Here is a 14,380-nt window from a genome sequence, read left to right as displayed (position 1 = left end):
TCAGCCGCCGCTCAGCAGCATCGGGATGCGGTCGAACATCGTCTCTGTGAACTGCACGATCTCGGAGATCATCCAGTTGCCTGCGATGAGCAGCGCGATGCCGACCGCGACGATCTTCGGCACGAACGACAGCGTGACCTCCTGCACCTGCGTGATCGACTGCAGCAGCGAGATCGCGAACCCGACGACGAGCGCGGTGATCAGCAGGGGAGCGGCGAGCTTGGCCGCGATGAGCAGGGCCTCGCTGCCGATGTCGAGCACGGCTTCAGGAGTCATCCGGCACCGCCATAGCTCTCGATCAGCGTGCGGATGATGAGTCCCCACCCGTCGACGAGGATGAACAGGAGGATCTTGAACGGCAGCGAGATCATCACCGGCGGGAGCATCATCATGCCCATCGACATCAGCGCGGCGGCGACGACCAGGTCGATGACGAGGAAGGGGATGAAGATGACGAAGCCGATGATGAACGCCGCGCGCAGCTCCGAGATCATGAACGCCGGGATCAGGGTGTAGAGCGGCACGCTCTGAGGGTCCTCGGGGTTCGGCATCCCCGCCACTCTCGTGAGCAGGGCGAGATCCTCTTCGCGGGTGTACCGCAGCATCCAGTCGCGCAGCGGGGGCTGGCCGAGCTCGACCGCCTGGGTGAACGTCAGCGACCCGTCGATGTACGGCTGGACGGCGACCGTGTTGATGTCGACGAGCACCGGCCACATGATGAACAGCGACAGGAACAGCGCGAGGCCGGCGAGCACCTGATTCGGCGGGATGGTCGGCAGGGAGAGCGCGTTGCGCGTCATGGCCAGCACGACGAAGATCTTCGTGAACGACGACATCATCAGCAGCAGCGCGGGTGCGATCGACAGCAGGGTGATGCCCAGCAGCGTGAGGATCGACGACGAGGGCGACCCGTCGGCGCCGTTGATGTCGATCGTGATGCCCTGCTCGTCGGATCCCGGCGCGGCGGGCGGGGTCGGAGAGACGGGATCTTCTGGTTCGTCGACGGTCGTGGACGACGCGACGGATGCCGGGGTCGCCGACGTCGCCTGCTCGACTCCGGCGTGCGCTGCGCCGCCGGTCCACAGCACGAACGCCGCGATCAGCGCCGCGCAGACCAGCATCAGCAGGGCGCCGCGCCGGACGCCTCCCACGGCAGCCCTCATCGCGCGCGTCGCAGGAACTCTGCGGTCTGCCGCCAGGTCTGCGGAGAGAGGATCGACCCGCTGAGCGGATCGGAAGAGCTCGGGCGGTGCGGGTCCCCTGCGGCGGGACGACGGTGGCGCCGGAGAGACGGCTGCGCGGATGCCCGCTCGGTCGCCAGCAGCTGATCGAACGAGTCGCCGCTTGCGCCCTGCTCAGCGCGCGCAGAGCTCTCGCCGAGGTGCACGACGGGGCGGGTGACATGGTCGGCGGCCGCGCGCTCGATCAGATTCACGCCGTGCTCGGTGACCCCCAGCACGTAGCGCGCGTCATCGGTCTCGACGATCACAAGCTGGGCCTTCCCGCCGAGGGCGCGACGCGCCACGACGGTGATCTCGACGCCCTCGCGTCGCTGCTGCATCTTCTTGCCGACCCGGCGCTGCAGGTACCAGAGCAGCCCGAGCACCGCCGCCAGTGACAGGGCGACGCGCAGCAGCAGGAGCAGCTCGTCCAGATCAGGCCTCGGCGTTCTCGAGGATGCGGGTGATGCGCACCGCGTAGTCCTGATCGACGACGACGATCTCGCCGTGTGCGATGACGCGGCCGTTGAGCAGCACATCCGCGGGAGCACCGGCGGAGCGATCGAGCTCCACGATGCGGCCCGGTTCGAGATCCAGCACGTCCCGCACGGCCATGCGGGTGCGACCCACCTCGACGGTGAGATCCATCTCGACGCCCGCGATGCGCTGCAGGCGGCGGGATGCCGCCGGCGCAGCCTGCGGTGCTCGAGTGAGGCGCACCGCGAGACGGCCGAGCACGCGACCCGCGTCATCCTGCAGGTCGAACACCCGGGCGGCGGGGTGAGCGAACACCGCAGAGGCATCTCCGAGGGACGCCGGGTCGAGCCGGCCGGCGCCGAGCACTCCGACCGCTGCTTCCAGGGGACCCTGCAGGCGCTCGGTGAGCGGCGCGTCTGCGAGACCGTCGATCAGGGCATCCGGCTCGAAGATCTGCACCGCGAGCTGCGCGCTGGCCTCGCCGACGTACGCGACGATCACCGCATCGCCGGTGTCGCCCGACGTGTGCGACGCGACGGCCGTCGCGGGCGCTGCCGTGGGCAGGCGCGCGGCGAGAGCGGCGGCGACGGCGGATTCGTAGGCGATGCTGCTGGTCACGAAGGCTCCTGAGCGGTGACGGACGTCGTCGCGGTGACGACGCAGGCGAGACGGGCGCCGCTGGCGCCCACGGCGGCCGTGGCCACGGGCTGATCTCCGACCATGAGGTCGAGGGGGCGGTCGGCGGCGTGCGGAAGCGTGAGGAGGTCGCCGACGGCGAGATCGAGTACCTCGTGCGGGCGCACCCTGCGAGGGGTGAGCCGCAGCGCGAGCTCGACCGGGGTCTGCTCGACCTGACGGTCGATGGCGCCGGGGGACATGGTCTCCGGCACACCGGTCGCGACGGCTGTCAAGGCGCGGAGGATCACCGAGGCCGGAAGCATCACGCTCGCGCCGAGCGCCCTGCCGCCCGAGCGGATCGAGAGCTGGGCGACGATCACCGGCTCATTCGCCGCGGCGACCTGGGTGAACTGCGAGCTGTGCTGGATGCCCGCGATCGTGATGCCGTCGGGCAGCAGTCCGTCGAGGGAGCGGGTGAGGTGCTCGATGGCATCCTTCATGACCGCGCCGACGAGCGCCTGCTCGATGTGGGTGAGAGGGCGCGCCTCGGCGGTGTCGACCGGCCGGCCGCCGACCATCTGCACGACCCAGGCGGTGGCCAGCGAAGCGGGGAACTGGATCACGGCTCGCGCATCCGTGCCGGGCATCGCGCACACGACGAGCGTCGTCGCCGGCGGAAGCGACCCGCCGTATTCGTCGTAGGTCTGCATCGCGACCGCCTCGACCGCCACATGCGAGCGTCCGTGCGTGCGGGCGGACAGCTGCGAGCCCCACTGCCGGGCGAACGTCTCGAACGCCATCTCGAGGACGCGGGCGTGCTCGCGCGAAAGGGTCGTCGAGCGCCCGAAGTCGTACAGCTCGACGCTGCGCTCCGCGCGCACGGCTGAGCGCGCGCTGTCCTCGATCACCACGCCCCCGACTATCGGGCGGTGATCTGAGCGCGTAAGCAGAACGAAGGATCAGCGGGAGGGCGCTGTCGCCTGCAGAGCCGGAAGCAGCTGTCGCACCTCCTCATCGGCATCCGAGAGCACGACGACGTCGACGCGCCTGTTCTTCGCGAGCGCCTCGGAGCTCGCGCCCTGCACCACGGGTCGCGCGTCACCGAAGCCGACAGACTGGATGACCGCGGGATCGATGCCGCCCGACTCGACGAGGTGACGCAGCACCTGGGTGGAGCGACCGGCTGACAGCTCCCAGTTCGTCTCGAAGGGGGCGACGGACTGCCTGCTGTCGGCATGCCCCTCGACGGAGATCTGATTCGGGATGGTGACGAGCACCGAGCCGAGGGCGTCGAGGATCTCGACGGCTGCGGGGGCGAGGACGGTGCTGTTCGTGGCGAAGAACGTCTCCGCGCTCACGAGGCTCACGGTCAGCCCGCGGGAGTCGATCGTGAAGGTGGCCGCGTCTGCCAGACCGCGCTGGGCGAGGGCATCGCGGATGCGGTCGCGCAGCGCCGACAGGTCGTCGAACTCCTTCTGCGCGGCCGACAGCTCCACGTCGGCGAAGCCCTCGCCCTTCTCGTCGAGCATGTCGGCCGGCACCACGACCCCCTGCGACGTGTCGACGTCGTCGGTCTTCTCCTGCCCGAATCCGGTGGCGAGGGACGCGCTCAGCGCTTCGAACTTCTCCTGGTCGACGGTCGACATGGCGAAGAGCACGATGAACATGCACATGAGCACGGTGATCATGTCGAGGTACGACGCCATCCACCGCTCGTCGGGGCCCGAGTGGCCTTCGGGCTCGACGCGCCGCCGCCGGCGGACGCTCACAAGCCGACCTCTGCGAACGGAGACACGCCCTCGCTCTCTTCGCGGCCCTTCTTCTCGGTCTTGCGCTTGTCGTTCCTGCCGCCCTTGCCGCTGCCGGAGTCGGAGACCAGCGCGCGGAGGCGTTCTTCGACATGAGCCGGAGCCGCGCCGGCCTGCACCGCCAGCATCCCCTCCATGAGCACGGTCATGCGCTCCAGCTCCAGCTCTCCGAGTCGCTGCAGGCGGCCGCCGATCGGCAGCCAGATGAAGTTGGCCGACAGCAGGCCCCACAGCGTGGCGACGAACGCGGCGGCGATCATGGGCCCGAGGGTGTCGGGCTCGTCGAGCTTCTCGAGCACGTGCGTGAGCGATACGACGGTGCCGATGATGCCGACGGTGGGGGCGAAGCCTCCGAGAGTCATGAAGAACCGCGAGGCGGTGCGGTTGCGGGCGGCCGCTGATGCGATCTCGTCTTCCAGCAGGATGCGAAGGTCTTCGGCGTCGGTGCCGTCGGCGATGCTCTGCAGCGCCTGGCGGAGGAACGGGTCCTTCTCGTCGGCGACCCCCTGCTCGAGAGAGAGCAGGCCCTCTGTGCGCGCCTTCTCGGCATGGCCGACCACCGTGCCGATGACGCCCTGTGCGGTGCGTCGCTCGCCGCGGAACGCGCGCGGCAGGGCCTTCAGCGCGTGCAGGAAGTCGCGCACCGTGCCGCTGGCGATGCCCACCGCGATGGTGCCGCCGAACACGAGAACCATCGGCGCCGGGAGCAGGAGGGCCGTGACCGAGGCGCCCTCCATGTTGATCATGGCGAGCAGCGAGCCGAAGGCGAGGAGCAGGCCGAGGATGAGTCCGATGTCCATCAGAGTCCCTCCGCCTGCCGCGCGGATGCGAGTCGGGATGCCTGCGCGAGGACGGATGCGCGGAACGCGGTGATCTGCGCGATCAGCTCGTCCATGGTCTCCCGCACGACGAAACGCGCACCGTCGACCATGACGATCGTGGTGTCAGGCGAGGCCTGCACCCGTTCGATCAGGTCGGGGTTGACCGCGAACCTGCTGAGGTTCAGGCGCGTGACGACGATCATGAGCTCCATCCTGGAAGATCGGCCCCGGCGCGGAGCCGGTGCGAAGACGGCCCATCCTGGTCCGTCGCCTGTCACTGTCGGCACTCGCCGGCATCGCGTTAGCGCAGTGCATCCTCCCGCACGCGCTCGCAGGCCCCGCGCTCCCGCCTCTTCCGGAGAAGGGCGGAGGCACGGGGCCTGCGATGACGGAGCGGACGCCGGTGCGCGGGTCAGCGCTTGAGGTTCGTGAGCTCCTGCAGCACCTCGTCGCTCGTGGTGATGATGCGAGCGTTCGCCTGGAATCCGCGCTGCGCCACGATGAGGTTCGTGAACTCCTGCGAGAGGTCGACGTTCGACATCTCGAGCGCGCCGCTGATGATCCCGCCGAGGCCGTCCTGGCCGGCCTGCCCGACCGTCACCTGGCCGGAGTTCGCGGTCGGGCGGAACTGCGACGAGCCCGCCTTCTCGAGTCCGCCCGGGTTCGTGAAGCCGGCGAGTGCGAGACGCGCGAGCACGCGCGTCTCGCCGTTGCTGAACGTGCCCATGAGGCTGCCGTCCTCGGTGAGGGCGTAGGAGGAGAGCGTGCCGGCTGGGCGTCCGTTCTGCTCGCTCAGCGCGACGGTGCTGACCTTGTCGAAGCCGGTGAGCTTCGACAGGTCGACGGTGACGCCGTTCGAGACCAGTTGCGTCGGGCCGCTGAGCTCGCCGTCTGCAAGAGTCAGCGACACGCTGCTGCCCCCGCTCGCGACGTCCCATCCGGTGCCGGTGCGGGTGAACGTCATCCGCAGCGTGGTCGAGGCGCCGCCGGCGTCGTAGACCTGGATGTCGCGGATGAGCTGCTCGCCCACGGCGGTCTCGGCCGGAAGGTTGCCGGTGGCGCCGGCGCGGGTGGTGGTGACCGCAGGCGCGACGGCGCCGACCGGCAGCGTGATGCTGCCCAGCGCCTGTCCGCCGGTGACCACGCCGTCCTGTGCGGTCCATCCCTGCACGAGCGCGCCGTCGGCACTGGTGAGGCGACCGGCCGCGTCGAACGAGAACCCTCCGTTGCGGGTGTAGAGCGTCTCGCCGCCCGAACGCAGCATGAAGAAGCCGTCGCCGGCGATCATCAGGTCGGTCGGCACGCCGGTCGGCTGCGGAGCGCCGGAGCTGAAGTTGGTGCGGATGCCGGCGAGCTGCACGCCGAGGCCGACCTGGGCCGGGTTCGACCCGCCGGCGTTCGCGCCGGGACCCATCGAGTTCTGCACGAGCTGGGACAGCGAGTCCTGGAACTGCGCGGCGGAGGACTTGAATCCGACCGTGTTGACGTTGGCGATGTTGTTTCCCGTGACGTCGAGCATGGTCTGGTGGGTGCGCAGGCCGGAGATGCCGGAGAAGAGCGAGCGGAGCATGATGTGCCTTTCAGGAGGAGAGCTGGGTCAGGCCCGAGATGGCGTCGAGCGGGACGTTCTTGTCGCCGATGGTGACGAGGGGAACAGGGCCGGCGAAGGACACCGAGGTGACGGTGCCGGACTGGGTGACGCCGTCGGCGTCGACGTACTGCGCCTCACGACCGATGAGCCCCGCCGCCGTCTGGCGCATGCTCAGCGCGAAGCTCTCGGACGTCATCGTCGTGAGCTGGGTGAGCTGCTCCATCGAGGCGAGCTGGGTGGTCTGCGCGATCATCTCGTTGGTGTTCATCGGCGAGCTCGGGTCCTGATTCGACAGCTGCGTGACGAGCAGCTTCAGGAACACCTCCGAGTCGAGCACCTTCTTCTGGGCTGCGGGTGGTGCAGTGCTGCCTGTGTGCAGGCCGCTGGTGGCTGTGATCGGTTCGACGGAGGGCATCGTGCTCCTTTCTGGTCAGGCGTACACGTCTATGCGTGATTGCGCGGATGAGTGCGCGGGAGTGGGCGGCTGGATGTCGGCGGCGGACGCCGGGTTCGCACCGGGTGCTGCGGCGGTCTCGCCTGGTCTGCGGCTCTGCTGGTCGCCGCGCGGCTGCGCCTCGCTGCGACCGGATGTCTCGAAGCGCCCCTGCGGATCGGATCGTCCCTGCGGATCGGGGGACGACCCGGACGCGGTGTCGCGCGAGGACACATCGACGGATGCTCCCGGTGCGGCGACGGAGAGGTCGCGGCGGAGATCGGCGAGGATGACACGCAGCGCCTCGCGTCCGGCATCCGAGGGGGAGTGCAGCTCGAGGCGGATGCTGCTGCCGGAGATGTGCGCGCGGACCGTGACGGGCCCGAGGTTCTCAGGCGCGACCGTGAGGGTGATGCTGTGCTGACCCTGCGGGTAGCGGGCGAGCGCGAGCACGGGTGACGCCACCTGCGGCAGCAGGGCAGGGCGCGTCGACGCCGTGGGCGCCGGCTCGGCGGCGCTCGCCGCCGCGGCGGGGGCAGCCGACGCGACGGGCTGCGACACGGCGACCAGGCTCTCGGCGGCGCGCGGGGCGTGCGGCGGCTCGTGGGTCGTGGGAGTGCTCGGCACGATCCGAGCACCGGTGCTCACGCCGGTACCGGGAGCGGCCTGCGCGTCCGGCGCCCTCTCCGCACCCGCGGCCGGCTGCGCACCGACCGGCGTCTGGCCGCTCGCGCTTCTCTGGGCATCGACGGGCGCAGCCGGTTGCGAAGCGGCGGTGCCGTCCGCGGCGCGGACTGCACCGGATGCGGCCCTGATCGGCTGATCGGCGACGGCCGCCTGAGCCGGGCGGGACGTCGCGCCCTCGGCTGCCGCCGCTGCCACCGCGGTGCCACCGGCGCTCGCCGGCGGGACAGCGGCTCGCTGGGGCTCCCCTGGTACCGACGCGTCCGCGGCCGCGTCCTGCGGAGCCTCGACGGCGCCGCTCGCACCGGGCAGCAGCCCGGCACGCCCGCGAGCGGCGAGGAGCCCCTGCTCCTCTGCGGACAGCCGAGCCTGCGTCAGCGGCTGAACGAGCCCGACGGCAGTGCCGTCCTCGGCGGTGGCGGAATCAGCGTGCGCCGGGTCGGCCGCAGCCACGGCACCATCTCGCACGCCGAGACGGGCGGGCGGCAGGTCCGTTCGCGCGCCGTCGAGCGCGTCCCCGACGGCGGACGGAGGCATGGCCGCGATCCCCGCGTCGGCCGTCGACGTGGCGGACTGCTCCCGGTCAGACGCGGGCTCCGGTCGCTCATGCGCATCCGGCGCGGCGTCACGGATCGCCGCGGCGAAGTCCTCGGCGGATCCGCCGACAGTGCCGGGGGATGCCGGGGTGCTGCGCGCAGGCGGTGACGCGGTGACGATCAGCGCGCTCATGCGCCGCCCTCCGCTCCGCGGCGCAGCGCGATCTCATCGAGCTCGTGCTGCTCGGCTCGGAGCGCGTCGGCCTGCGCGCGCGCCGCATGCGCGGCTGCGAGCCGGTCGAGTCCGCGCACCTCGCGACGCGCATCGCTGTGGGCCGACTGTGCGTCATCGACAGCCTGCCGCTGGGCCTGCGCCAGCGATTCGAGGTCTGCGAGCATGCTTCGACCGGCGACGCGCGCCGCGGCCATCGCCGCCAGAGAGCGCACGTCTACGGCATCCGAGTCCGTCGCGGCCAGCGCGGCGCGCAGGTGCCGCTCACGCGCGCGGGTCTGGTTCTCTTCGATGACGGCGCGCGACAGCTCCTGTGCGGCGGCGCGCTCCTGGATCGACCGCACGCGCAGCAGCCCGGCGAGCGAGAAGGAACGGGTCATGGCGCACCTCCCATGTCTGCGACGATTCGCTGCAGCCGCTCCCACGCCTCAGCCGGCGAGGAGACCTCGTCGAGCGGCTGAGTCAGGAAGTCGGAGATCGCGCGCTCATGCGCGATGGCGGCATCGACCCTGGCGTTGGCGCCGGGCTGGTATGCGCCGATGTCGATCAGATCGTTCGCCGAGCGACGCGCGGCGAGCACCGCGCGCAGGGTGCTCGTCATGGCTCGCTGCTCGGCGGAGGTGATCTTGCCCGCCACACGCGACACCGACGCCAGCACATCGATCGCGGGGTGGTGCCCCGAGAGCGCGAGAGAGCGGTCGAGCACCACGTGCCCGTCGAGGATCGAGCGCACGGCGTCGGCGATCGGCTCGTTGTGGTCGTCGCCGTCGACCAGCACGGTGTAGATGCCGGTCAGCGAGCCGCCGCTGTCGGTGCCCGCTCGCTCGAGCAGCCCGGCCAGGATCGAGAAGGTCGACGGCGGGTATCCGCGTGTGGCCGGCGGCTCCCCGGCGGACAGGCCGATCTCGCGCTGCGCCATCGCCACGCGGGTCAGGGAGTCCATCATGATGATCGCGTGGGCGCCGTCGTCGCGGAACCCTTCGGCGATGCGCGTCGCGGTGTACGCCGCCCGCAGCCGGGCCATGGCCGGCTGGTCCGATGTCGAGACGACGACGACCGACCGGGCGAGGCCCTCGGGTCCCAGGTCGTCCTCGAGGAACTCGCGCACCTCGCGGCCGCGCTCGCCCACGAGGGCGATCACCGTGGCATCCGCCTCCGTGCCGCGCGCGATCATCGACAGCAGAGACGACTTGCCGACGCCGGATCCCGCGAAGAGGCCGATGCGCTGACCGCGTCCGACCGCGATCAGCGTGTCGAGCGCGCGGACACCCAGCGGAAGCGGCGTCTCGATGCGGTCGCGTCCGAGGATCGACGGCGGCGCGTGATCGAGGTCGGCCATCCGCGCATCGAGCGGGCCCCTGCCGTCGATCGGACGCCCCATGCCGTCGAGCACGCGGCCGAGCAGGGCACGGCCGATGGGCACGCGAAGGCGACCGCCACGGCTGCGCACGGGCATCCCGAGAGTCAGCCCCGACACGGGGGCGAGGGGCATGCAGCTCAGCCCGTCGGGACCAGCGGCGACCACCTCGGCGTCGACGCCGTCGCCGAGCTCGACCAGATCGCCCACAGCGCCGTCGATGCCGCGCACGTCGACCCCGAGACCGCGCACCCGCGACACCCGGCCGACCCTCTCCGGGCGCGCGGCGTCGAGCACTGCTCCCCAGGCGCTCATGGCGACACCGCCTCGAGCGCGCGGCGCGCCCGCTCCAGCGCTGCGCCGATCCTGGCGTCGACGATGCCGTCCTGCAGCACGACCACGGCGTCGCCGGCGGTGAGCGCGTCGTCGACGGCGACGGAGACACCGGCGGGCACGGCGCCGTGGCCGCGAAGAACCCGCTCGTCGGCCGCGCTGAACCGCACCTCGACAGTGCGCTCGCCGTCACTCGCGGTCAGCGCCCGGCGCAGTGCGCTCAGCGCCGCGAACTCGCGGTCGATCAGCGCTTCGCCCACGATCGTCTGAGCGAGGTCGACGGCGCGCGCCGAGATCGTCTGCTCATCCGCGCGTGCGAGCTCGGCGACGCGGGCCGAGAGCGCAGCCGCTGCGGATTCGAGGGCGGCGAGAGCGGATGCGAGGGCGCGGGCGGCCTGCGCGTCCCGCTGCTCGCGCTCGGCGCGGGCCTGCGCGGCGGCGGTGGCGGCCTCGGCCGCCGCCGCACGGAAACCCTCGGCATGCCCTTCGGCGTACCCGAGCCGCCGCGCCCGCCGGCGCTCGCCGTCGGAGTCCGTGTCGCGCAAACGAGGGAAGACGGCAGGCGCGAAGGCGTCAGTAGACATACTCGTCCTCGTCGCTGCGCTGCACCGAGATCTCGCCCGCGGCCTCCATGCCCCGCAGCATGTGCACGATCTCCGCGCGGGCCTCCTCGACCTGCGAGATGCGGACAGGGCCGAGGCTGCGGCTCTCGAAGTCGAGGTTCTCGCGGTTGCGCTCGGAGACGTTGCGGCGGATCACCTCGGCGATGCCCTCGTTCGCGCCCTTGAGGGCGAGCGCGAGGGTGCGGATGTCGACGCCGCGCAGCACGCGCTGGGCATCTCGGTCGTCGAGACGCACGATGTCGGCGAACGTGAACATCCGCGACCGGATGTCGTCGGCGAGAGACCGGTCGCGGTTCTCGATGCTCTCGAGCAGCGCCTTCTCGATCGACGCGTCCGAGCGGTTGATGATCTCGACGAGCGGCTCGACTCCGCCCAGACGCTCGGGCGCGTCGCGGGTCGCGAGCAGACCGGTGCGCGCCTTCAGCGACTCGGCGACGATCGCGATCGCATCCTGCGTCGCGGTGCCCATCGTGGCGATCGCGTGCGCGACGTCGGTGCGGGCCGCCTCGGGCAGCGCGGCGAGCACCGCCGCCGCGCGATCGGTGGGCAGGTGCGCCAGCACCAGTGCGACGGTCTGCGGCAGCTCGCCGTCGAGCAGGCCGGCGACCTGTGCCGGGTCGGCCGCAGTGAGGAAGTCGAAGGCCGAGTTGCTCGAGCCGACCCGCCCGAGCAGGGCGGCGGCGCGCTCCGATCCGAACGACGCCTCGAGCAGGGTCGCGGCGATGTCCCTGCCGCCGCGACCAGGGGGCAGGTGGCCGGCGGCGATGCGCTGGAAGTCGCCGAGCGCCTGCGCGGTGGTGGTCGCATCCAGGCTGTGCAGGCCGATGATCTCGGCCGTGATCGCCTCGGCCTCCGCCTCGGAGAGGTGCTTCATGACCTCGATCGCGGCCGCCCGGTCGATGTTCATCAGCACGACGGCGGCCTTCTGACGTCCGCTCAGACTCTTCATACGCCCGCCCGGTCCGAGAGCATGGTGCGCAGCAGCTCGGCGGTGCGCTGAGGATCGCGGCGGCTGAGCGTCTCGATCTCACTGCGCCGGCGCTCGAGGCTCACCTGCGCCGGCTCGGCCTCGATCTCGAGCTCCGGGGGCACATCGCTCGGCAGCACGGCCGTGGGCTCGGGGGCCGTGAGGGGAAGCTGCACCGTGGGCTGCTGCTCGAGCGGCACGGCACCGGCGTACGCCGTCACAGACGCGGCGCGCTCTCCGAACATCAGATCGAACTCGTCGGGCTGCCGCGTCTTCCGGCGCGCGCGGATGATGAGGAAGACGACGACGGCCAGCAGAGGCGCCGCGATGGCGACGACCAGCAGTGCGGTGCCGAGCAGGGCCATGCGCTGCTCGTCCTCAGCCGCCTTCTTCGCGGCATCCAGCGCGGCCTGCGCGGCTTTCGCGTCCTGCTGGCTGAACGGCACCATCTCGACGCTCAGCTGGTCGCCGCGAGCGCGGTCGATCCCGGCTGCTGCGGCGACCAGGTCGCTGAGCTGACCGGCGCCGATCTTCTCTCCGACCTCCGCATCGACGGCGACCGAGATCGACTGCCGGGTGATCGAGCCCGCCGGCGTGCTCGTCGTCTGCGTGGCCTTGTTCACGTAGTTGTTGCGGGTCTCCTCGGTGACCTCGTAGCTGCCTTCGCCGTTCGAGGGCACGGCGATGTTGTCGGGACCGAGCACGCCTGCGCCGCCCTGGCCGCCGCTGCCGGTCTCGGTGCGCGTGTGCTCGGACGACGACGCACCGCCCTCGATCGGGGTGTACGTCTCCTCGAGCCGCTCGTTGACCGACCTGTCGATCTCGGCCGCGACGGTGACCGTCGCGTTGCCGGGACCGACCACCTTGTCCAGAAGCTCCTGCACGCTGGCGGCGACTCTGGCCTCGTAGTCACCTGCCTGGCGATCGACTCCGCCGGTCGCGCCGACGCCGACCGATGAGAGCGTGCGCCCGTTCTCGTCGACGACCGCGACGTTCTCCGGCTTCAGCCCGCTCACGGCAGCCGAGGTCAGGTGCACGATCGCCTCGATCTGGGTGGGCGACAGCGAGGTACGACCGGTCTCGATGAAGACCGACGCCGTCGGGTCGACGGTCTCGGAGACGAACACGCTCTCTTCGGGGATCGCGAGGCGCACGGATGCTGCCGAGATGCCCTTGAGCGACGAGATCGTGGCGGCCAGCTCGCCCTCGATCGCACGCTTGTATGCGACCGACTGCTGGAACTCCGAGGTGGTCACGCCGAGGTCGTCGAGCAGCGAGTACCCATCCGAGCTGTCGCTCGGCAGGCCCGACGCCGCTGCCGCGAGCCGCTGGTCGTAGACGTCGGATTCGGGTACCAGGACGGTCGCGCCGCCGTCGGTCAGCTCGTACGAGACGGATGCCGAGCGCAGCTGCTCGACGACGGCATTGGCGTCAGAGGCGCTCAGCCCGGTGAACAGCGGGGTCATCGTGGGCCGCGAGGCCCAGCTGAGCAGCGCGGCGATCCCCAGGGCGAGCACGGCCAGGCCGATGATCGCGATGGTGCGCTGCGCCATGGTGAAGCCGGCGACAGCGCGCCGGGCGCGCTGGAAGATGTTCGTGACGGCCGTGGGCATCAGGCCTGCATCCGCATGATCTCGTTGAACGCGTCGACGCCCTTGTTGCGCACGGCGGCGACGAGCTCGAGCGTCACGGCGGCGCGGGTCGAGGCGATCATCGCGGAGTGGATGTCGTCGAGGTCACCCGTGACGGCGGCGACCTTCAGCGCGTCGGACTGCGACTGCAGTCCGCGCAGCTCGTCGATCGCCCCGGTGATGCTCGTCGCGAACGCGGCGCCGCCACCCGCAGGCGCCGGCTCGGCGCGGAGCGAGGAGGGGAGCGCAGACGAGAGCGCGTCGATGCCGGAGACGGGATCCATCAGCTTCGTCCGATCTGCAGGGCGGCCTCATACGCGTTGCGGACGCGGTCGACGACGCCGGCGCTGGCCTGATAGCCGCGCTGCGCCATGATCAGCTGGCTCATCTGGTCGCCGAGGTCGATGTCGGGGTAGCGGACGTACCCGTCCGCATCGGCGAGCGGGTGATCGGGCTGGTGCACGAGGCGCCCCTCGGGGCTGCCCAGCTCGGTGCCGGCCACGTACACGCCGGGCGACGCGGCGCTGTTCTCGACGACGACGTACCGCTCCTGGAACGCCGGGGCGGCGGGCGTGACGGCGGTGTTGATGTTGGCGATGTTGTCGCTGAGCGCGTCGAGCCACTTGCGGTGCGCGGTCAGTCCGGTGCCGGCGATGCCGATCGCGTCGAACGTCATGAGGTCCTCATCGCCGCGCGCAGTGACGAGAACGACCCGTTGATCGCCTGCGTGGCGAACTGGTACCGGAGCATCGTGTCGATGCTCGAGAGCGTCTCGGTGTCGAGGTTGACGTTGTTTCCGTTGAGGCGGGTCGGCTCGAGCGACTCGCCGACCGTGGCGGATGCGCGACCGTGCCCGGCTTCGACCGCGTCAGCCAGAGCCTGTTCGAACTGCACGCGCTTGGCGTGATAGTCGGGGGTGTTGATGTTGGCGATGTTGTCGGCGATCGCGCGCTGGCGCAGAGACAGGCCGTCGAGAGCGCTCGAGAGCGCGGACATGGTCACAGAGTCGAACACGAACCGGCTTCCATCCGTCGGTGAGGTGAGGCCTA

The 14,380-nt window shown here is 71.1% G+C and carries 19 protein-coding genes; all 19 read right to left on the bottom strand.

Translation table 11 applies throughout. The features are described 5' to 3' along the window. The gene (gene fliQ, locus AB0N59_RS00490; RefSeq protein ID WP_204975779.1) at positions 1 to 276 is read right to left on the bottom strand and encodes a flagellar biosynthesis protein FliQ; all 276 of its coding nucleotides are present in this window, start codon (positions 274 to 276) and stop codon (positions 1 to 3) included. Next, complete coding sequence (fliP, locus tag AB0N59_RS00485; RefSeq protein WP_363477204.1) at positions 273 to 1,163, bottom strand: flagellar type III secretion system pore protein FliP; 891 nt, start codon at positions 1,161 to 1,163, stop codon at positions 273 to 275. The genes fliQ and fliP overlap by 4 nt, the downstream gene beginning before the upstream one ends. Further along, positions 1,160 to 1,606 (bottom strand): flagellar biosynthetic protein FliO, encoded by a 447-nt coding sequence (locus AB0N59_RS00480; RefSeq protein WP_363477201.1) that lies wholly within the window; start codon positions 1,604 to 1,606, stop codon positions 1,160 to 1,162. Before AB0N59_RS00480 ends, fliP begins: the two co-directional genes overlap by 4 nt. A 49-nt stretch (positions 1,607 to 1,655) precedes the next feature. Further along, positions 1,656 to 2,315 (bottom strand): flagellar motor switch protein FliN, encoded by a 660-nt coding sequence (fliN, locus tag AB0N59_RS00475; RefSeq protein ID WP_363477198.1) that lies wholly within the window; start codon positions 2,313 to 2,315, stop codon positions 1,656 to 1,658. After that, entirely contained in the window at positions 2,312 to 3,226 is a 915-nt protein-coding gene (locus AB0N59_RS00470; RefSeq protein ID WP_363477195.1) for a flagellar motor switch protein FliM, read from the bottom strand. Before AB0N59_RS00470 ends, fliN begins: the two co-directional genes overlap by 4 nt. Positions 3,227 to 3,274: 48 nt before the next feature. Next, positions 3,275 to 4,084, bottom strand: coding sequence for a flagellar motor protein MotB (locus tag AB0N59_RS00465; RefSeq protein ID WP_363477192.1), 810 nt, complete (start codon positions 4,082 to 4,084; stop codon positions 3,275 to 3,277). Beyond that, positions 4,081 to 4,923, bottom strand: a complete 843-nt coding sequence (locus tag AB0N59_RS00460) for a MotA/TolQ/ExbB proton channel family protein (protein WP_363477189.1) — start codon at positions 4,921 to 4,923, stop codon at positions 4,081 to 4,083. The genes AB0N59_RS00465 and AB0N59_RS00460 overlap by 4 nt, the downstream gene beginning before the upstream one ends. Next, complete coding sequence (locus AB0N59_RS00455) at positions 4,923 to 5,147, bottom strand: flagellar FlbD family protein (RefSeq protein ID WP_363477186.1); 225 nt, start codon at positions 5,145 to 5,147, stop codon at positions 4,923 to 4,925. Before AB0N59_RS00455 ends, AB0N59_RS00460 begins: the two co-directional genes overlap by 1 nt. A 209-nt stretch (positions 5,148 to 5,356) precedes the next feature. Continuing rightward, entirely contained in the window at positions 5,357 to 6,514 is a 1,158-nt protein-coding gene (locus tag AB0N59_RS00450) for a flagellar hook protein FlgE (RefSeq protein WP_363477183.1), read from the bottom strand. 10 nt (positions 6,515 to 6,524) lie between these two features. Then, positions 6,525 to 6,950, bottom strand: coding sequence for a flagellar hook capping FlgD N-terminal domain-containing protein (locus tag AB0N59_RS00445; protein ID WP_363477180.1), 426 nt, complete (start codon positions 6,948 to 6,950; stop codon positions 6,525 to 6,527). 15 nt (positions 6,951 to 6,965) lie between these two features. Continuing rightward, complete coding sequence (locus AB0N59_RS00440; RefSeq protein WP_363477177.1) at positions 6,966 to 8,381, bottom strand: flagellar hook-length control protein FliK; 1,416 nt, start codon at positions 8,379 to 8,381, stop codon at positions 6,966 to 6,968. Next, on the bottom strand, positions 8,378 to 8,800 hold the full coding sequence (locus AB0N59_RS00435) for a hypothetical protein (RefSeq protein ID WP_363477174.1): 423 nt from the start codon (positions 8,798 to 8,800) through the stop codon (positions 8,378 to 8,380). Before AB0N59_RS00435 ends, AB0N59_RS00440 begins: the two co-directional genes overlap by 4 nt. Next, positions 8,797 to 10,092 (bottom strand): FliI/YscN family ATPase, encoded by a 1,296-nt coding sequence (locus tag AB0N59_RS00430; RefSeq protein WP_363477171.1) that lies wholly within the window; start codon positions 10,090 to 10,092, stop codon positions 8,797 to 8,799. The genes AB0N59_RS00435 and AB0N59_RS00430 overlap by 4 nt, the downstream gene beginning before the upstream one ends. Beyond that, positions 10,089 to 10,694, bottom strand: coding sequence for a FliH/SctL family protein (locus tag AB0N59_RS00425; RefSeq protein ID WP_363477168.1), 606 nt, complete (start codon positions 10,692 to 10,694; stop codon positions 10,089 to 10,091). The genes AB0N59_RS00430 and AB0N59_RS00425 overlap by 4 nt, the downstream gene beginning before the upstream one ends. Continuing rightward, positions 10,684 to 11,682 (bottom strand): flagellar motor switch protein FliG, encoded by a 999-nt coding sequence (gene fliG, locus AB0N59_RS00420; RefSeq protein ID WP_363477165.1) that lies wholly within the window; start codon positions 11,680 to 11,682, stop codon positions 10,684 to 10,686. Before fliG ends, AB0N59_RS00425 begins: the two co-directional genes overlap by 11 nt. Continuing rightward, positions 11,679 to 13,313 carry a flagellar basal-body MS-ring/collar protein FliF gene (gene fliF / locus AB0N59_RS00415; protein ID WP_363477162.1) on the bottom strand — a complete coding sequence of 545 codons (1,635 nt, stop codon included), beginning with the start codon at positions 13,311 to 13,313 and terminating at the stop codon, positions 11,679 to 11,681. Before fliF ends, fliG begins: the two co-directional genes overlap by 4 nt. Further along, positions 13,313 to 13,615, bottom strand: coding sequence for a flagellar hook-basal body complex protein FliE (gene fliE / locus AB0N59_RS00410; RefSeq protein ID WP_363477159.1), 303 nt, complete (start codon positions 13,613 to 13,615; stop codon positions 13,313 to 13,315). The genes fliF and fliE overlap by 1 nt, the downstream gene beginning before the upstream one ends. Continuing rightward, on the bottom strand, positions 13,615 to 14,007 hold the full coding sequence (locus AB0N59_RS00405) for a flagellar basal body rod C-terminal domain-containing protein (protein WP_363477156.1): 393 nt from the start codon (positions 14,005 to 14,007) through the stop codon (positions 13,615 to 13,617). Before AB0N59_RS00405 ends, fliE begins: the two co-directional genes overlap by 1 nt. Beyond that, entirely contained in the window at positions 14,004 to 14,345 is a 342-nt protein-coding gene (locus AB0N59_RS00400; RefSeq protein ID WP_363477153.1) for a flagellar basal body protein, read from the bottom strand. Before AB0N59_RS00400 ends, AB0N59_RS00405 begins: the two co-directional genes overlap by 4 nt. Positions 14,346 to 14,380 lie beyond the last annotated feature (35 nt).

Source organism: Microbacterium sp. NPDC089321, assembly GCF_040684935.1.
Lineage (GTDB): Bacteria > Actinomycetota > Actinomycetes > Actinomycetales > Microbacteriaceae > Microbacterium.
The sequence above is the reverse complement of the archived record's forward strand: the minus strand, read 5'-3'. Positions and strand labels throughout refer to the sequence as shown.